We start from the raw sequence: 18,060 nt of genomic DNA on the forward strand, positions 1-18,060 counted from the left end.
CTAAGTGTGTGAATTTTACATCAGAACAGAAGCAATGCTCGATTCGGCAGAATTTGACCCAGCAGCCTATGTTGACCAGATGGCGCTCGCCCTAGAATTGCCAATCGCTCCCGAACATCGCCCCGGAGTTATTGATAATTTCAGCAGAATTGCCACGATCGCCCAACTTGTTTTGGAATTTCCCTTGCCTGAAGACACCGTTGCCGCACCCACATTCCAGCCTTTTCAACCATGACATTAGATCTCGAAACGTTGGATCTCGAACAGGCGGATGCGATCGCCATTTCAACTGCGGTGCGATCGGGTGAAATAACCGCCAAAGCAGTGGTTTCCGCAGCGCTAGAGCGAATTGCAGCTAAAGATCCACTCAATTGCTTCACGACCGTAATGGCAGATCAGGCGATCGCCAGTGCAATTCAGGTAGATGAGGCGATCGCGGCTGGTCAAGATCCGGGAGTGCTGGCAGGAGTTCCCTTTGCGGTCAAAGACCTATTTGATATTGAGGGACTGACGACCCTAGCAGGTTCAAAGATTAACCGAGAAAATTCACCTGCGACCCAAGATGCGACTCTTGTTGCCAGACTGAAGCAAGCCGGGGCAATCTTGGTCGGCGCGCTCAACATGGATGAGTATGCTTATGGTTTTGTCACCGAAAACAGCCATTACGGGGCAACTCACAACCCTCATGATTTGAACCGGATTGCCGGTGGGTCATCAGGAGGGTCAGCCGCTGCAGTTGCAGGTGGATTGATGCCGATTAGCCTTGGTTCTGACACCAACGGGTCGATTCGTGTGCCTGCTTCACTGTGCGGCATTTTGGGGTTAAAACCAACCTACGGTCGGTTATCACGAGCTGGAGCGTTTCTGTTTTGCAACAGTTTTGATCATGTCGGCCCTTTTGCCCGGTCGGTGCGCGATATTGCAGCTGTGTTTGACCTGCTTCAAGGTGCAGATGCCCGTGACCCGGTTTGCACTACCCGCCCACCAGAATCTTGTTTGCCTCAAATCAACAAAGGTATTGACGGATTGCGAATTGCCATTGCAGATGGGTACTTTGCCAAAGGTGCTGAGCCAGAAACTTTAGCCGCAGTTGAACAGGTCGCTCAGGCGCTTGGGTCCAGCCAGCGAGTCACCATTCCTGAAGCACATCGGGCCAGAGCTGCTGCTTACGTAATCACAGCTTGTGAGGGCAGCAATCTGCATTTTGCTAACCTTAAATCTCGTCCTCAAGATTTTGATCCGGCAACTCGCGATCGCTTTCTGGCAGGCACAATGATTCCTGGCAGTTGGTACGTACAGGCACAGCGATTTCGCAAGTGGTATAGCGATCGCCTTCAGGAGATCTTTCAAACCATAGATCTAATTGTGGCTCCAACAACGCCCTGTGTTGCGCCTTTAATTGGTCAAGAGAAAATGGTTATAGATGGGGCGGAAGTTTTAACTCGTCCTAATCTAGGGTTATATACTCAGCCACTATCTTTCGTCGGTTTACCAGTCTTGTCTGTGCCCATTCAGCAAGCTAACGGCTTGCCATTAGGTGTGCAAATCATTGCTGCCCCTTACCAGGAAGCTTCAATCTTACGTGCCGCTGCCTTATTAGAAGCACAAGGAACTATAGCTGCTGTTGTTAAATAGTTGCTCAAGTATGCAGAATTCACCTGAGAGTGCTTAGCTTTATATCACAACAGTGGTAATCAAATGAAGTATGAATTTGAATAGAGAAATTTACATCTCTTTGCTCCAAATCAATATTTCGAATCTGTAATATAGCAATATAGCTTTGGTTACTTAAGCTCAGGCAAAAAATGGAAGCAGTCTTTAGGACTGCCTCCATTTTTTGCTCTAACCTGCATTGCTACAGCGATATCTCTGTTTCTATTTGCATTTCTGAGGAGTTTTGTTTACTCCCAAAAGGTCAAAAGTTTCCGTTTCACCTAGCTATCTTTATGAGATACCGACCTCTCTCAACCTATATGAATACGCAGCATAAAAGTAGCCTGGAAATTTTATATCTACTTAATTATTTCCTGCGGTAGAAGCAGGAACTTTTAGTTTACCGATAGGATAGGCACGTTAGGTCAAGAAAAGCTTATCAACACAAAGGTTATTAAGGAGAGAATCACATGGGAATCTTAGCTTGGGTTGTTTTAGGTCTGATTGCTGGAGCGTTAGCTAAATTAATTTATCCTGGACATCAAGGTGGCGGCATTTTCGCAACCATTGGTCTAGGAATCTTGGGTGCTATATTAGGCGGCTGGCTCGGTCACGCACTGTTAGGAACGGGCGGAGGCGCAGCAGCCGGGGCCTTGTCTATCCCCAGCATCGCTTTCGCGGTTGTTGGAGCAATCATCTTGATCTTCCTGTGGGGCTTGCTCACTCGCAGAACTGCATAGTTCAGCGTACCGGAAGCTCTAAACCGCAAAGCTCAAAATATCAGTTCCAATTTGAAACCATTCATTTAAAACTGAATAGTCTGTGAATTACAACACGCTGCGAGGGTCAAGAATCCTCGCAGCTTTGTTTTTAAATCCATCTCACAGATGTCCATGCAGCTCAGCTAGTTTACCGCTACAGTTTAAGTATCCTTGCGCCACTGTTGCCAAGTCGCACCAACGGCTGCTCCTGCTCCTGCAACTAACCCTACACCCATGCCTTCAATCGTCTCAGTGATAGGATCTTGGGTTAGGCAACTGTTAGTAGGCACTTCAGCGGTCAGACACTGGTTGAGTTCTGCTCGGCTAGCAGTTCCTCCCAAAATGACTCCCAGGATGCCACAAAGTGCAATTACTAGATAAGCGCGATTGATTTTTATACCCATAGATGGATGCGTAGAGCGAGTGGTTGGACATTACTTGCTAATCTTGCCCATTCTAACTGTGAATTCAGCAAAGTCATCCTCAAATTCAGATAGTTTTGGCCAAGACTTGATTCAACTTTGTAGATCAGTCATGCTGCTAGTACCCTACTTGATGGCTGAAGGCGGCTAGCAGATGACGCGCAGACACATATCGACAGGAACACCTTGGGAAGCGATCGCAGGCTATTCTCGTGCTGTCCAAGTTGGTTCTCTCATCTACGTTTCGGGCACAACTGCTGCTGATACAACAGGGCAAATTCTTCACGTCGACGACGCCTATGAGCAGATGGTGTACGTCCTCAAAAAGATTGAGGCTGCCCTGAAGCAGTTAGATAGCAGCCTCCAGGATGTCGTTCGTACAAGAGTTTACGTTATTAACATGGACGACATTGAGCAGGTGACAAAAGCCCATTGCGAATTTTTTGGAAAGATTCGTCCTGCCAACACCCTGGTTGAGGTAAGCCGTCTAGCCACACCCGAAATGTTAGTTGAGGTCGAAGTAGACGCGGTTATTCAAGAGCAAGGCTGAATTCGATGAAAACCTATGATTGGGTTGTGGTTGGGGGTGGACTCGTTGGAGCAGCGCTTAGCTATGAGCTAGCTAGCAAAAAATTCTCGGTGTTGCTGCTAGAACAGCATAGTACCCCAGAGAACGCAACTCGCTATAGCTATGGCGGTATCGCTTACTGGTCAGGTACGACACCGCTAACTCGTCAACTGTGCCAGGAGGGCATTGCAATTCACCGAAATTTATCTGCTGAGTTGGACAGTGAAACTCAGTTCAGAGAATTGGATTTGCTCTTGCCGATCGCCCAAGGCAGTGATCCCCAGAAGGTGGCTGCATCGTATCGTGGCTTTGCAATTCCGCCTAGCTTACTGGATGCGGAAGCGGCTTGTGACTTAGAGCCGTTGCTCAATCGGGAGGCGATCGCCGCTGCGCTTACAGTTCGGCATGGCAATGTTGCGCCTGATTTGCTAGTCAAGGCCTACACCCAAGCATTTACTAGAGCCGGAGGAACGCTGCAAATTGCTCAAGTGACTGCTCTAAAGGAGTCTCAGGGGCAAGTTACTGTAACTACCACTGCGGAAAACTATGCAGCCGCTAATGTGGCTGTTTGTACAGGTGGAATGAGTCGGAACCTGCTCAAAACTGCCCATGTTACCGTACCCTGCTATTTCACCCATGCGGAACTGATTGAGACCCCATCTGTTGATGTCAAGTTACAGGCACTGGTCATGCCTGCCGAAACCCAACGGTTTCAGATGGAGGCTGAGGCTGGCAAGTTAGAAAAGGCTCCGCTGTGGGAGCAACAAACCCAGGAGGTTGCTCCCCCGATTCTTGATCCCGGTGCGATTCAGTTTGTGGATGGCAGAATTAGGATCGGGCAAATCAGCCGCACGTTAACGAATCCTCAGGCGCAGGTTGATGCAGCTCAAAGTGAAGCGGATATTCGGGCTGCAGTTGGTCAATTTTTGCCAGCGTTAAAAGATTTACCAGGTAACTGGCACCGCTGTTTGGTTGCCTTTAGTGGCGATCGCCTGCCACTGATTGGTCCCGTTCCTGAACACAATCATTTGCATATCTTTGCTGGCTTCAGCAATCCTTTCGCAATTCTGCCACCCCTGGCAAAGCGGTTTGCTAACTGTATGACCGAGAAGCAAGATGAACTCATTGCTCAGCTTTCTCCAGGTCGATTTGCTTAAGCCCAAGTGACTTGCGATCGCTCATGTAAGACCCTGCCATAAACAGCTTCAGTTTGTTTTGCCAACTTGGCCCAGTTAAACCGCTGTGCTAAATCTTTGTAAGCATTATCAACTAGCCACTGAGCATAATCTGGATTTTTCAGGACTGTCAGAATGCCCCAAGCCAGAGAAGCAGGATTGTTTGTCCAGGTGACGATTCCCGTTCTGGTGTGGCGAACGACTTCTGGCAGCCCACCTGTATCAGAGACGACTACCGGAACACGAGCAGCAAAACTCTCTAACGCGACAATTCCAAATGGCTCGTAGAGGCTAGGAAAAACTGCGCAGTCAGCAACTGTTTGAAACTTGTTCAGGTCATCCTCTGACATGAAGCCCGTGAAGTAGCATTTGTTTGAGATGCCCAGGTTCCAGGCTTGCTGCTTGAGGCTGTCTGTATTGCCGCCGCCAACAATCACGATTTTGACGCCACCTCCCATTGCGTGAATGACTTCAGGAGCAGCATTAAGTAGCACACTGATGCCCTTTTCATAGGTCATACGACCCACATAATAGACAATTTTTTCGTCATCTCGGGCAAAGCGGCGGCGAAACTGCCAAAAATTAAAATCGGGATGTCGATGCTTTTTCTCTGGATAAATGCCGTTGTAGACAACATCGATTTTGTCCCAAGGGGTTTCTAATGCCCGTTCGACCTCACGCCGCATGTAGTCCGTGCAAACAATGACTCGCCAAGCGTTGTAGGCAAGTAGCTTTTCCTTGGTGCTAATGTAGCGCTGGATATCGTTGTGGATGCCATTGTGACGACCAAACTCTGTTGCGTGAATTGTGGCAACCAAAGGAACTTTGAAGCAGTGTTTGAGGGCGATCGCTGCATCTCCCACCAACCAGTCGTGGGCATGAATAATCTCAAACTTTCCTTCTTCTAAAAGCAATTTTCCACCCTGTTGCCCCATGCTCTGATTCATGTTGGCAACCCAATGAAAAAAGTCGTTGCTTTGGGCTACTGGAACGCGATGTACTTTAATTCCATCGACTACTTCATAATGGGGAGCCTGACCAAACTCTACAGTCAGTAAATGAATATCATGTCCTAGCTTGACCAGTTCGGGATATAGTTCAGCAACGTGGCGAGCAATGCCTCCAACGATTCGGGGCGGAAATTCCCACGCCAAAACCAAGATTCTCATTGCCCTTGCCCCCTCAGAGCCGTTACATAAGTTCTAATAGTTTTACTTACCTTATTCTCTGCGTCAGTACGGAAGACCCAGTACGGAAGACCTGGTTGAACTCTGCTAGATTCAGGAGGGGCTATCTAAGGCGGTTCAAAGTCCCTATTTGCCTGCAAATTTACTGTAGTACAGCCCGATCGCCTAAATCCTTTGTCTTGAGCAGCGCTGAGAAAGAGATAATCTGTAAATATAGTAAAGATAGCTACTTTGGAGAAGTACAGGGTAGAAATACACCTGGTTTCTACCGATTTGGCATTTTTAGCCCCGACTGACTGTTCTATTGTCCTGACTGTTGAGCAAGACTGCATGGAGGCATTGCCAAAACAGCCTATTAGCCCTGAAACGTCTTTGCAGCTTTTGCTGTTTGTAGACAAACGTCCTAGCTCTCATCAGAAGATCCGCCAGATTCGCCACTATCTCAAGGATTTACGAGCTAACTACGCGTTTGATTTGCAAATCATAGACGTTGGAGAGCAACCCCACATGGCTGAGCATTTCAAGCTCGTTGCGACCCCAGCGCTAATCAAGATTCATCCTGAACCCCGCCAAACTTTAGCGGGAACAAATCTTGTAGCCCAGTTAGAGCATTGGTGGATGCGATGGCAACGATCGGTAGAAGAAGCTGCAGATTTCCAATCAATTCCTCAGCAGAGCGAATCAGATGATCTAAATCCAACCAATGCATCCGAAACTTTGGACTCGGTGGCTTACTCAGCAGAGTTTATTCAGCTTTCGGATGAGATTTTTCGACTAAAGCAAGAAAAAGAAGAACTGCGGGATCAACTTCAGTTCAAAGATCGACTCATTGCGATGTTGGCCCACGATCTGCGAAATCCGCTAACCGCCGCTTCAATTGCCCTGGAAACGCTGGAGCTAGGTAATGAAGCGAAGGAGAATGGTCATGCTTCACCCCGACTAACCCCTGCCCTTACGGCTCAACTCATCAGACACGCCCGGACTCAAACGAAGGCGATCGATCGGATGATTACAGATGTGCTTCAGGCAGCAAAAGGGACGGGTGGCGAGTTTCAGATTCAGCCTCAGCAGCTAGATCTAGGGGCGCTTTGCCTGGAGGTCTTGAATTATTTGAAGGGACAGTTTCAAGCTAAATCTCAGCAGCTTACGACGGATATTCCGAGTGATTTGCCTAAAGTTTATGCTGATCGCGATCGCATTCAACAGGTATTAATCAATCTGCTAGACAATGCCAGCAAATATACGCCAACTGGCGGCTCAATCGAGCTTTCGATCTTGCATCGAACTACCCAAAAAATCCAAGTCAGCGTGTGTGATACGGGTTTAGGCATTCCGAATGAAAACTGCGAACGAATTTTTGAAGACCGGTTTCGTCTAGAGCGGGACGAGGCAAAGGATGGATATGGGATTGGTCTATCGCTTTGTCAACGAGTGATTCGAGCCCACTACGGGCAAATTTGGGTAGACTCTGTACCCAATCAGGGCAGTTGTTTTCACTTCACGTTGCCCGTTTACCGCTTTTGATTTTGTTATGTCTTCAAGACTGCATATTTTGAAGTGTGTCCGCGTACGCGGGACACACTTCAAAATATGCAGCTTATATAGAAACGGTGTAACCCTGGTAGCGACAGCTATACAGTAGCAACAGCTATACAATAGCGAGGAATGGTGCAGACAGAGGTGAAATGGCTCGTACCCCTACGCTTAAGTTTGACCGGGGAACGCTGATTTTACATCCCCCACCCAGAGGCAAAGCCTGGGTAGATTTCGCAACGTGGGATGACCGGATTGAGCGGTTTCGTCTCCCGGCAATTCAATATCGTGATTTGATAGAAACCTTACAGGCAGAGGGTACGCCATTTACTGACCAGGCAAAGGAATTTGCGGCGATCGCCCTTACCCCTAGCCTGGAAATGGAGCCCTACCCCCACCAGCAAGAAGCTTTAGATGCCTGGGTTGCTGCAGGACGGCGGGGTGTTGTAGTTTTGCCCACGGCGGCTGGAAAGACCTACCTGGCTCAAATGGTGATGCAGGCAACGCCTCGCACAACCTTGATCACGGTGCCAACGTTAGATTTAATGCACCAGTGGTATGCTCACCTGGTTGCAGCGTTTCCAGATGCCGAGGTCGGGCTGTTAGGGGGTGGTTCTCGCGATCGCACTCCCATTCTTGTTGCCACTTATGACAGTGCCGCTATCCATGCCGAAAGCCTAGGCAATCGCTATGCCTTACTGATTTGTGATGAGTGCCATCACCTGCCGAGCGACTTTAATCGGGTGATTGCTGAGTATGCGATCGCCCCGTATCGGCTAGGTTTAACGGCGACCCCCGACCGCGCCGATGGCAGACACGCTGACCTGGATACACTGCTGGGATCAGTCATTTACTATCGCACTGCTGAAGATCTGGCAGGTAAAGCACTGGCGGATCACGAAATTATTCAGGTTAAGGTGAAACTGTCGCAGCAAGAGCGCGATCGATATGAGCATTTAATTCAAACCCGCAACACCTTTTTGCAGGACTCGAATATTTGGCTGGGCAGCGTTCAGGGTTGGCAGCGGTTTGTTCGGGCAAGCGCCCAATCGCAGGCAGGACGAAGGGCGATGCTGGCACATCGAGAAGCAAAGGCGATCGCTCTGGGTACGGAAGGCAAACTGCGAATTCTGGCCGACCTGCTGGCAGAACACCATCCTGCCCAAACGCTAATTTTTACTAACGACAACGCTACAGTTTATCGGATCTCCCAGGAGTTTCTAATTCCGGCGCTGACCCACCAAACACCCGTGAAGGAGCGCCACGAGATTTTGCAGCAGTTTCGCGAAGGCAAATATAAGACCCTGGTCGCATCTCATGTCCTAAACGAAGGGGTAGACGTGCCAGAAGCTAGCGTCGCCATTTTGTTATCGGGCACTGGATCAGCCCGCGAATACATTCAGCGCTTGGGACGAGTGCTGCGAAAGGGAAAATCGCAAAAATTTGCAAGACTTTATGAAGTGGTAGCAGAGGAAACCAGCGAAGAGAACGTCTCGCGTCGCCGTCGCTCTCAGCGTCGCCCTCCATCTCACCAGTTAGAATTAGTTCCTGATGAATCTCGTCCCGTTTACGAAATCAGTACTCGTCCCGTACCACGAGCAGCCGAAACGGCTTCAGCTTGGGGAAACTTCACAGAGGAAGAGGATGTAATTGATTTACAGGAAGTTCCAAACGAAACTGCCGCTGAGGAAGACTAGTGCCAATAAACCAAAGGTACGCTTGAGCCGTTGCAGAATAGGTTGGATCTGGTAGGTCACAATCAGGCGATCGCGCTTTAGCACTTCTTCTGGTTTTGTCCAGGTTTGCCCGTCGTACCAGCCCGATTCCTCATAAAAGATCGTTTCTTTTAAGAGGCGATCGCGCACATAAATCCAGCCTAAGTAAAGGCGCAGCAAAGCTAGCGCTGGAAGAACGCTAGCCCCTGCTGCACCGCTCAGCCCAAACTGGAGCGGATACTTTGCCAGCGGAAAGCTGACTGCTGCAACGGGAGCCGAGAACAGCCAGCTCAAACCCCACAAAATGGCGATCGGAAGGAGATAGCTCCGTAGGTCGAGTGTTGCCCACCGAAAGAACCAGGACTCTTTGAGATCCTGGTACTCGTTAATCGGCTGCTGTTCAAAAGGAACCGGACAGACTGGAGCAGAAGACTTCATGATGATGGGCAGTCAAAACTGAAAAGCAGTTGTGCTTTTAATCTACCTGAGTCAGTGGACAGACGCACGAATGAATTAAGTTTTGCTGAAAAGTTTTAACTCGTGCTCAGCCCTCTACTTGATCGGTCATCGCTCCATTCGGTGCAAAATCGATTCGCTCTGCATGTCCCCAAAACGCCTCCAGGTTGTAAAATTCGCGCTCGTCAGGCATGAAGATATGAGCAATAACGTCACCGTAGTCCAACAACACCCAGGAACCTTCTGTCTGTCCCTCTGTTTGGGTGGGGTAGCGGTGCCACTTTTCTGAGACTTCATCCTCAATCGAACGAGCGATCGCCCTTACTTGTGCGCTAGAAAAACCTGTAGCCACTACAAAATAATCTGCCAGATAAGAAACCTCTGAAACCTTTAGCAGTACGATATCGCCTCCTTTGCGATCATCGGCAGCTTGAGCGATTGTCAGGGCTAGCTCTCGGCTAGAATCGTCAGTGACAGGCTGGTAGACGGCACCGGGATTTGCTACAGCGGGCGAAACTGGACGGGCGTTAGAGTAATTTGTCATTAAAAATTAGGTTCCTCAACTCGTTAAAACGTGAGTGGTGTTACATCAAAGGAAGTCAATAAACCGTTGCGTTTGGCTCCATAGCACTTCATCTCTGTTGACTGATTCACTGGATCGACTCCGTAAAAATGGTTGAACAGGTAAATTGTTTAAGGTTCGTCTCTATTGGTCAAATCATAGTGAAACGAACAGAGGGATAAATCGGGAATTTTGAGGTCATTCAATCAGCACTATTACATCTATTTTGACTAAGCTTCCATCTAAAAGTACAAGGGTTCATTCACTTAAAACCTGTGGAATAGGCTCTGTGCTTGAGCTCTGTTGCTTAGACTGAGTTGGCTTAACGTTGTATAAAAACCAGTTGCGAGTCAGCACTGTACGGGGATGAATTAGGCGATGTTTAGCAACCAAGTCTTGGATAGAAGCATCACAGGTCATCCAAACTGCTTGAGGCAGGTCTTGCTGGCTGATTTGCCTCAAGGCGTTGAGTTCTGATGTGTTTCCTCGCCTAGGTTCTAGACTGTCTGCCAGAAAAACAATGCAGCTCAACGGACTCATTCCTGGTTTGCCGAGCGTGTGGTTGGCGATCGCCTGCAACACTTCCTCATCCTGAATGCCAAATTGATCCCGCGCTACGATCGCCCCCACGTCTGCATGCAGTAAGTGAGGATTTGCCCGATCCACTGGATCTAACGATAAGCCTTCAGTTTGCGCCATCTGTAGCAGCTTTTGTGGCTTGAAATATTTCGCTAGGTCGTGCATCAATCCTGCCTGGGCTGCTTTATTGACATCCAATCCATGCTGTTGGGCCAGAGCGATCGCCGTTTGCTCTACTGCCAAAACGTGAATCAGTCGAGATTCAGGAACGTGGTCTGCCAGCCAATTTAGAACCTGCTGGCGTAACGCTCCAGAAAACTCTCCCATGCCAATACCTCTAGAATCTGCTGCTGAGTCCGTCAAAACCCAAAACCACAGACAACAAGACAAGACAAAACAAGAAAAACTGCCTGGGGATCAAGTCTAGACCGAATATCTCTATTCTAGATCAGGCAAATTGAGTCCTGTTTTTCCTTAACGTTAAGCAAGTTTCAAGAGCTGGGAGCTAAGGGTTGTATGCTTGTAGCCGTTTTCAGCCCTAGCTTTGCAATCAGGCGATCGACATCAAAATGCTCTTCCATCAGGTGCCGAATGCATTGCACTTTGATCGGTTCTTGCAATCTCACCTGTCCAAAAGCGCGATCAATGATTTCTACAGTCGTCAAAGTGTCGAGATCTACAGAGAGAATTGGAATTTCCAGGTCGTCAGCCCGACTAAGAATGGTTGCAGAAGGAGGTAAATGTCCGGTCAAAATTAGGCATTGTGTGGAGGTTTCCAGGGCTGCAAGTTGAATATCTGTGCGATCGCCTCCTGTCACCACCGCCATGTTTCGGGCTTTACGGAAATACTTGAGTGCCGAATTAACATTCATTGCCCCGATCGTCAGGCTCTCCACCATCAAGTCCATTCGGTCAGGACGACACAGCACTTCTGCTTTCAGTTGATGCACCAATTCCCCTACGCTGACGCTCTTTAGCAGAGTGTTACGAGGTAGCACCCCTAGAACTGCAATTCCTTGATCTTCTAAAAATGGTTGAATCTCAGTCTGTACAATTTCTAGCTGATCAGCAGCAACGTCGTTAATCAGGGTACCAATGAGGCGATCGCCCAACCGATCTTTGGCTGCAATCAAAGCATCTACCGCCAGCATCGAGTTAAACCGAACCACCAAAACAACAGCTGCATCTATTGCTTGAGCAATTTGAGGTAAGGACAGATCAAATAGCCTGCCTTCTTCCAGAGTTCCTGGTCCCTCCAGCAACACCAAATCTTCTTCCTGAGACTGAGAATACCGTTGCAATATTGACTGGTAGTCGGTCGTGTCTTCTGCACAAACTCTTTTGGTAATTGTGACTTCGTCTAGCGTAAGCAGAGTTGAGCGGAGGCGATTTTCCGGCAAATTCAGCGTTTGGCTGATGAACCGGACATCCTCGTCCATTGAATCGGTTTGAGATTCACTTAAGCAGGTTCCTAGCGGTTTACCGTAGGCGACATCCAGTCCTTTGCTTTGCAGTCCATAAGCCATTCCTAAAATTGTGGCTGACTTGCCGCTATAAGCCTCTGTTGAACCAACTAGTAAAAATTTTGTGGACTTTGGCACGCCCTCGCTCCTCTAAAAACCTATTCAAATTCAGACTTTTGTGATTCCATTCTAAGTGGCAGTTTTGCTTGCCCCACTCTACCTGCTCTCAACCAACTGCCTATAGAAGGGACTTCAAGCTATTACATCACAAGAAGTCAGTGCTTATTTCACAAGTCTCACAATTTTTGAGGGTGAGAGGCACGACATCATCGAACTTCTCACCCTCAAAATCAAGGGTTTGCTGAATTTGCGATCGCTAGCTAATCGTCTAAGCGCAACAGCTTACGGTAGAACGACTGCGAAAAGTCCGCTAAGCGAGAACGTTTGAAATTAATGATGACATCAATTAAAAAATCGACAAACTCAAAGTTTGCTAAGGTCAACTCGTAGCTCAACTCTGCATTACCGTCAAACTGCATTCGACAACGTGTTAAATCAGCAGGCAAGGACGAGACATTCCAACTGACTACAAACGGAATACTTTCACCGCCTTCTATTTTGCGTGATCCCTCTAAGCTCCCTCTCTGATAGAGGCTGATCGCTAGAGGCAACGCACCTCGCTTGTTGCCCTGATAGTAGGGCATATACACATTGACATCACGGGGATTAGCAGGCTGAAGTTGCTCGATAGACATGCTCAAATCTTCCTGAGTTTTCGTTGATTGGGAAGCTCAATCGCTTGGGAAGTTTAACCGTCGCTCTAGCGCGAGAGCTGAGAGAGTGATTAGAATACAGCATTTTGGACACCATATCCTCACCAGGATTCCCTCAAATATGGGCTTCCTTTCGCCTTAGGGGAAATTTATCAAGAATTGAGGAAATTTTGTTTCTGGCTGAGATGAGGCTGGTAGCATGTCCTGTTGTACAGGATCTTCAATTTACTCGTCCAGAGAAGATTGTACGTAGAAGCACGAGAATTTACAAATTTTTAAGTAAATGTAGCAAAGCTATGGGAATTAGAAGAGGCAGAGGTGCTGCTGGGGGATTCCTGAGAGATTTTCGGGAATTTGCTTTGAAAGGGAATGTGATGGATTTAGCGATCGCTGTAATCATCGGTGGCGCGTTCGGAAAGATTGTCACATCCTTTGTGCAAGATTTAATCATGCCGATCATCAGTCTCGCTATTCCAGGAGGAGACTGGAGAACCTCTAGAATTGTTTTAGTACCGGGTACCCCTGGAGTCGAAGGGTCTGAGAAGGCGATTCTGATTGGAAGTTTTTTAGGTTCAATCGTTGACTTCATCATTATTGCCTTGGTGATTTATCTAGCAATTCGTGCTTTGGCAAAATTCAAGCGGCAAGAGGAAGTTGCCGAAGCAGAAGCAACTCCTACTGATCCCGTAGTGGTATCTCAAGAAAGACTAACGACCGCACTAGACCGGCTTACGCAAACGTTAGAATCTCGGGGTTAGGTTTGAAAGTCAGATGAACGGGTAACTACGGTTTGGCATCCTCTCTCAAAATTGCGGTGATTGGCGGTGGCGCAGCAGGTTTTTTTGGAGCGATCGCCGCTGCTGAAGCCCATCCCCATGCTCGCGTAACGCTGCTAGAAGCCAGTCGTAAAACGCTCACCAAAGTCCGCATTTCTGGAGGTGGGCGGTGTAACGTTACCCATGCCTGCTTTGATCCCGCACTACTAGTGCAGTATTATCCCAGGGGCGGTAAAGCCCTACGGGGTGCGTTTAGCCGCTTTCAGCCACGCCATACCGTAGATTGGTTTGCCAAACGGGGGGTCAAGCTTAAAACTGAATCAGATGGGCGAATGTTTCCAGTAACAGACGATTCTGCTACGGTCGTAGACTGCTTAACTCAAGCGGCTCGCCAGTCTGGGGTAGAAATCTACACAGGCGTCTCTACTGTTGCTGTTACACGCTCTGAGACGGGGTTTGAGCTGGAACTAAAATCAGGTGAAAGATTACACAGCGATCGCCTCCTCCTGACAACAGGCAGCAATCCCCAAGGCTATCAGCTTGCAAAGGCTTTAGGGCATAAAATCGAATCTCCAGTCCCTTCTCTCTTTACCTTCAACATTCCTGATCTCCACCTGCGAGAACTGGCAGGCGTATCGGTCGAGCCTGTCCAGACAAAGCTACTGATTCCAGACAGCAAACCCCTAGAGCAAAGCGGAGCGCTCTTAATCACCCACTGGGGATTGAGCGGTCCCGCCGTACTAAAACTTTCTGCCTGGGGAGCAAGAGCTTTGTACGAACATCAATATCAGGCAACCCTTCAGGTCAACTGGCTACCGCAACACAATCCTGATCAGTTGCGCCAAGAATTATTGAAAGCTAAGGCAGAGCAACCTCGACGGGCGATCGCCTCCAACTGTCCTCTCCCTCTTCCCCGGCGGCTATGGCAGTATCTCACTGCAACTGTAGACATTGCGCCTGATGCTCGATGGACAGACCTGTCAAAAAAATCGCTCAACCAGCTTATTCAAGAACTAACTCAAAATCGCTACCCAATTCGGGGAAAGGGCGTCTTTAAAGAAGAATTTGTCACTTGTGGAGGAATTCGCCTCAAGGACGTAGACTTCAAGACGATGGAAAGCCGCTGCTGCCCGGGGCTTTACTTTGCTGGAGAAATACTAGATGTTGACGGCGTCACCGGGGGGTTCAATTTTCAAAGCGCCTGGACAACCGCCTGGATTGCAGGTCAGGCGATCGGAGATTAATAATCGGACATTAACAAATAGATCCCTGAAGCTTGGATTGATTGAAAAGCTGTTGTAAGGTATACAAAACCGTTTAATGTCTCTGAAGTTGACCTAATTCAGCAGCCATGTCTGAAAAAACAGCTCAAGCTTGCCCTGTCTGCGGAGTGAAAATAGTGCCAGCCGTTGGCGGAGACAGAGTGCTATTTTCTTCAGGTTCACCAGGCAGTAGAGCGACTTTATGGGCCAGAGTCTGTCAATATGCCCGTAAACCTGGCTGTATCAACAAAAATCAGGATACGATCGGGGAAATTAAGCCTGGAGACTACTACCAATCTGAACCTTGATCTGAGGCGAAACGCAGAACAAATGGGCGATCGCTTCTGATTTCCCCTCCTTAAAGTGAGTAGTGGCTTGCATCTTTCTATAAACAGCAGGCTTACTATAACCTATATGCAAAAAGTACTCTTTACCGATAGAGAATCCGTTCAAGGTCGTGCCATATTTGTAGGCGAACGTCTAGAGCTAAAAGCTTTAGAGAACACCGACTCTCTCGCAACCGTCCCTCTAGTCGTAACTGCCGGGGATCACGGCTGTGCTGCTTTATTCCGCTATGGAGCGGTTGTGTTATTTGGGCTTGACCCTCTCGAAGAAGCTTTCTTCCTCACGCAGCTTCAACCCTTTATCATTGAGCCCTTCTCCTCTCCCGAAACCGAAGAAGCTACCCTTCACCTAGAGCAGGTTGGAGCCGAACGGGTAGAAAATGGAATGATTTGGCTACAAGAGTTTGGGATCGAACGTCTGCAAATTGTCGCTGACATCTTGGCTAAAAGCGTTGTGTTAGCTCAGTATGAAGTCGGCACTGCTAGCGTCTTTGACCAGATTGAACCTTTTGCTGAAAGCCTACAACGTACAACCCGAAACGAACGCTGGGGCAAAGAACTACTCAGGCAACTGGGTAGAACTCTCTCTATTCAGCACAAAATTGTTGGTCGCGTCGAAATTATTGATAAGCCAGAACTGCTTTGGGATGCACCAGAGTTAGAGCGCCTCTATCTACGTTTAGAGAATGAATACGAGATTCGAGAACGCCATTTAGCCCTAGAGCGAAAGCTAGAGCTAATTTCTCGAACCGCAGAAACCGTACTAGATTTACTCCAACACAACACTGGACTTCGGGTGGAATGGTATGTCGTAGTCCTGATCGTCGTAGAAATTCTGCTGTCGCTCTATGATTTGTTCTTTCAGATTTAATAGCGTCGCAAATCAGCGCTCAAATTTCTTCACACCCCAAAGAATTAAAAAGGTCATTCCTGCCCCTAACAGCCCAAGCTGCCACAACCCACAGCCCATTACCACTCCTAAAGAAGCTGAAACCCAAATGGCAGCAGCAGAAGTCAACCCTTTAACCCTAATTTGATCTGAGTCAGAGCGAGTCGTTGAGAAAATTTCTCCGGCCCCCAAGAATCCTATTCCAGCAATCACCCCTTGCATTACTCGACTAAGAACGTCAGCACTTTGCTCAACGGCTCCTGTCTGAATGCTTGTCAGCACAAACATAGCAGAGCCAAAGCTCACTAGCATATGAGTCCTTAAACCAGCAGGTTTTTCGGCGGCTTCTCGTTCCCACCCAATTAGAGCACCCGCAAATATAGCTAGACCCAGCCTGAGCACAATCCCTGCTCCATCGGCTGGAAGTAATAGGCTAGTTTCTGAAAGTCCCACAATTTTGTATCAAATTTATCAATGTTCAGTAGATAAATTGTAAGTGAAGCATTAAGCTTCGGTTAAGGGATCACTAACGAATATTGAATAGCCACTTAGGATAAGCATAAGAGTGGTGCAAGTCTAGAGTTGGTGCAAGCGGATTGTTAATCTGCTCAGCAACAGCCTGAAGCTGGTTGAATTGCTGGCTGGGATTGCCAAATGCCTCAAATGCCAGACTCCACCAAGTTGCGTCTTGTGCCTTCAATTCCGTTAATTCAACCCTACAGCCTTGCTCAGACTGCTGCTCAAAGGAAATTGCTTTGGGTGACTGAGTCGGAAAGGTTTGATATTGCTGTTGCGATCGCACCTTCTCGACGCTAATCCAGGTCGCCTCTGCTTCTACATTGGCTAAATCTAGGGGTTCAGAAGAATCTTGCAAGCTCCACTTCTGCCAAACCTCGACCTGACCAACCCAGCGATCCCCAACCTGTAAAGTTCTAAGTTGCTTGAGTCGAAGTTTTAGCTCCAGGCTCCCATGCCGCAACTTTAAGTTGAGGTATTCACACTTGGGCAGTTGCAAGTATCGATCTTCACGAACCTCAATTGGCGCTATAGCCTGATCCCAGGTGGCTTGAAACCAGTTTCCGACCGTTGTGGGTAAGGAACCAGGGTAGAACCAACGCAACTCTGTTGTTATCATCTACCCGCCATCATCTAAAACGAGGCGAACTCGCAGCTAGACTAAACCTATCGTAGGCAGGGAAAGCTCAGTTAAGAAGGTTGGGCGATCGCCGGACGGTACTCAGATGGGGCAATCTGATACTTAACAAGGTTAGCTAGCTCTTGAAGTTGGCTAATCGCTTCAGCACCTTCTAGCTTCATGAGCTCCCGGTCATCCCGCATCTCAGTCCAAGTGATCCCATAGTCAGATACTAGGAATCGAATCAAATGATCGTTGCCTAAGCTAACCATGAAAGAAGCACTATTCATTTGCCCACCACAGGTGTAGCAGGAAGCCAAATAACCCCGTCGCTCAAGCACAATCGCAAGAGCTTGAAGATTCATGACCAAATCCTTGACAAATTGTCGATGCTGCTCCGCAAGTCTTAGAAACACGTTGAACCTCCTGTCACCTACACCACACTTAATTTTAAGGCTTTTTAAGATTTTTTTAAGATTTCGATCCTACGGACTCAGAGCTAATGATGAATTCCGTACAAGAATTAAAAGAACCGGAATAAACAGATATTGAAAGAATCAGCCCACTCTTACATCTGTGCTATCTTAGCCTACCTAACCCTTTGAACTCATAAAGTATCGGGTAGAACAACGAACCCAACATCTATACAAAGACTTAGGTCGTTTACCCTGATAGCCCTCTTATACACTAGCTTTCATTTCGTGCTCTGCCTACCCCCTTAACTAGGGCTTCAACTTCGGGCACATTTGAGTCAGTTATCCCTCGTAACAGAAAAGTAAATCTATAATAACGAGCCGGTGTAATAGG

The 18,060-nt window shown here is 48.0% G+C and carries 21 protein-coding genes; 11 read left to right on the plus strand and 10 right to left on the minus strand.

Annotation, left to right across the window (positions count from 1 at the left end; translation table 11 throughout):
* Positions 1–34: 34 nt before the first annotated feature.
* The 3 genes from H6F93_RS07790 (at position 35) to H6F93_RS07800 (ending at position 2,393) form a co-directional block, all read left to right on the plus strand.
* Complete coding sequence (locus H6F93_RS07790; RefSeq protein ID WP_190644594.1) at positions 35–235, plus strand: DUF4089 domain-containing protein; 201 nt, start codon at positions 35–37, stop codon at positions 233–235.
* On the plus strand, positions 232–1,635 hold the full coding sequence (locus H6F93_RS07795) for an AtzE family amidohydrolase (RefSeq protein ID WP_190679976.1): 1,404 nt from the start codon (positions 232–234) through the stop codon (positions 1,633–1,635). The genes H6F93_RS07790 and H6F93_RS07795 overlap by 4 nt, the downstream gene beginning before the upstream one ends.
* Positions 1,636–2,123: 488 nt before the next feature.
* Positions 2,124–2,393 carry a GlsB/YeaQ/YmgE family stress response membrane protein gene (locus H6F93_RS07800; RefSeq protein ID WP_190644592.1) on the plus strand — a complete coding sequence of 90 codons (270 nt, stop codon included), beginning with the start codon at positions 2,124–2,126 and terminating at the stop codon, positions 2,391–2,393.
* 182 nt (positions 2,394–2,575) lie between these two features.
* Here the strand turns inward: H6F93_RS07800 and H6F93_RS07805 are convergent, their stop codons facing one another.
* Positions 2,576–2,818: a hypothetical protein gene (locus tag H6F93_RS07805; RefSeq protein WP_190644591.1), complete on the minus strand. Its 243-nt coding sequence runs from the start codon at positions 2,816–2,818 to the stop codon at positions 2,576–2,578.
* A 172-nt stretch (positions 2,819–2,990) separates the two neighbouring features.
* Between H6F93_RS07805 and H6F93_RS07810 the strand changes: the two genes are divergently transcribed.
* Positions 2,991–3,386 (plus strand): RidA family protein, encoded by a 396-nt coding sequence (locus H6F93_RS07810; RefSeq protein WP_190679977.1) that lies wholly within the window; start codon positions 2,991–2,993, stop codon positions 3,384–3,386.
* A 5-nt stretch (positions 3,387–3,391) separates the two neighbouring features.
* Complete coding sequence (locus H6F93_RS07815; RefSeq protein ID WP_190679978.1) at positions 3,392–4,561, plus strand: NAD(P)/FAD-dependent oxidoreductase; 1,170 nt, start codon at positions 3,392–3,394, stop codon at positions 4,559–4,561.
* Here the strand turns inward: H6F93_RS07815 and H6F93_RS07820 are convergent.
* A complete protein-coding gene (locus tag H6F93_RS07820; RefSeq protein WP_190644588.1) occupies positions 4,558–5,748 on the minus strand; it encodes a glycosyltransferase family 4 protein in 1,191 nt (396 codons plus the stop codon). The two genes, H6F93_RS07815 and H6F93_RS07820, sit on opposite strands and share 4 nt — an antisense overlap.
* 249 nt (positions 5,749–5,997) lie before the next feature.
* Between H6F93_RS07820 and H6F93_RS07825 the strand changes: the two genes are divergently transcribed.
* Together H6F93_RS07825 and H6F93_RS07830 are read left to right on the plus strand one after the other, a co-directional pair.
* Positions 5,998–7,290, plus strand: coding sequence for a histidine kinase (locus H6F93_RS07825; RefSeq protein WP_524537913.1), 1,293 nt, complete (start codon positions 5,998–6,000; stop codon positions 7,288–7,290).
* Between the two features lie 161 nt (positions 7,291–7,451).
* Positions 7,452–8,996: a DEAD/DEAH box helicase gene (locus H6F93_RS07830; RefSeq protein WP_190679979.1), complete on the plus strand. Its 1,545-nt coding sequence runs from the start codon at positions 7,452–7,454 to the stop codon at positions 8,994–8,996.
* Here H6F93_RS07830 and H6F93_RS07835 read toward each other — a convergent pair.
* The 5 genes from H6F93_RS07835 to ebsA all read right to left on the minus strand — a co-directional run bounded on the left by H6F93_RS07835 (position 8,955) and on the right by ebsA (position 12,829).
* Entirely contained in the window at positions 8,955–9,452 is a 498-nt protein-coding gene (locus H6F93_RS07835; protein ID WP_199313544.1) for a CGLD27 family protein, read from the minus strand. The two genes, H6F93_RS07830 and H6F93_RS07835, sit on opposite strands and share 42 nt — an antisense overlap.
* 106 nt (positions 9,453–9,558) lie before the next feature.
* A complete protein-coding gene (gene rsfS, locus H6F93_RS07840; protein WP_190679980.1) occupies positions 9,559–10,014 on the minus strand; it encodes a ribosome silencing factor in 456 nt (151 codons plus the stop codon).
* Between the two features lie 276 nt (positions 10,015–10,290).
* Positions 10,291–10,938 carry a bis(5'-nucleosyl)-tetraphosphatase (symmetrical) YqeK gene (gene yqeK / locus H6F93_RS07845; protein WP_190679992.1) on the minus strand — a complete coding sequence of 216 codons (648 nt, stop codon included), beginning with the start codon at positions 10,936–10,938 and terminating at the stop codon, positions 10,291–10,293.
* 164 nt (positions 10,939–11,102) lie between these two features.
* Positions 11,103–12,212, minus strand: a complete 1,110-nt coding sequence (locus H6F93_RS07850) for a DRTGG domain-containing protein (RefSeq protein ID WP_190644585.1) — start codon at positions 12,210–12,212, stop codon at positions 11,103–11,105.
* Positions 12,213–12,454: 242 nt separating this feature from the next.
* Entirely contained in the window at positions 12,455–12,829 is a 375-nt protein-coding gene (gene ebsA, locus H6F93_RS07855) for a type IV pilus biogenesis protein EbsA (protein WP_190644584.1), read from the minus strand.
* A gap of 314 nt (positions 12,830–13,143) precedes the next feature.
* Here ebsA and mscL point away from each other — a divergent pair, with 314 nt between their 5' ends.
* The 4 genes from mscL to H6F93_RS07875 all read left to right on the plus strand — a co-directional run bounded on the left by mscL (position 13,144) and on the right by H6F93_RS07875 (position 16,100).
* The gene (mscL, locus tag H6F93_RS07860; RefSeq protein ID WP_190679981.1) at positions 13,144–13,605 is read left to right on the plus strand and encodes a large conductance mechanosensitive channel protein MscL; all 462 of its coding nucleotides are present in this window, start codon (positions 13,144–13,146) and stop codon (positions 13,603–13,605) included.
* A 32-nt stretch (positions 13,606–13,637) separates the two neighbouring features.
* A complete protein-coding gene (locus tag H6F93_RS07865; RefSeq protein ID WP_190679982.1) occupies positions 13,638–14,867 on the plus strand; it encodes a BaiN/RdsA family NAD(P)/FAD-dependent oxidoreductase in 1,230 nt (409 codons plus the stop codon).
* Positions 14,868–14,974: 107 nt separating this feature from the next.
* Positions 14,975–15,193 (plus strand): NblD family protein, encoded by a 219-nt coding sequence (nblD, locus tag H6F93_RS07870; RefSeq protein WP_190679983.1) that lies wholly within the window; start codon positions 14,975–14,977, stop codon positions 15,191–15,193.
* A gap of 106 nt (positions 15,194–15,299) precedes the next feature.
* Positions 15,300–16,100, plus strand: coding sequence for an RMD1 family protein (locus H6F93_RS07875; protein WP_190644580.1), 801 nt, complete (start codon positions 15,300–15,302; stop codon positions 16,098–16,100).
* Between the two features lie 12 nt (positions 16,101–16,112).
* On the opposite strand, the gene H6F93_RS07880 is transcribed toward H6F93_RS07875, so the two are convergent.
* From H6F93_RS07880 to H6F93_RS07890, 3 genes are all read right to left on the minus strand, one after another.
* Positions 16,113–16,571, minus strand: a complete 459-nt coding sequence (locus H6F93_RS07880) for an MgtC/SapB family protein (protein ID WP_190679984.1) — start codon at positions 16,569–16,571, stop codon at positions 16,113–16,115.
* A gap of 73 nt (positions 16,572–16,644) precedes the next feature.
* Positions 16,645–17,253, minus strand: a complete 609-nt coding sequence (locus H6F93_RS07885) for a hypothetical protein (protein ID WP_190679985.1) — start codon at positions 17,251–17,253, stop codon at positions 16,645–16,647.
* A gap of 71 nt (positions 17,254–17,324) precedes the next feature.
* Entirely contained in the window at positions 17,325–17,669 is a 345-nt protein-coding gene (locus H6F93_RS07890; RefSeq protein ID WP_190644577.1) for a DUF1815 family protein, read from the minus strand.
* Positions 17,670–18,060: the final 391 nt, after the last annotated feature.

Source organism: Leptolyngbya sp. FACHB-671 (genome assembly GCF_014695745.1).
Lineage (GTDB): Bacteria > Cyanobacteriota > Cyanobacteriia > Elainellales > Elainellaceae > JAAUTN01.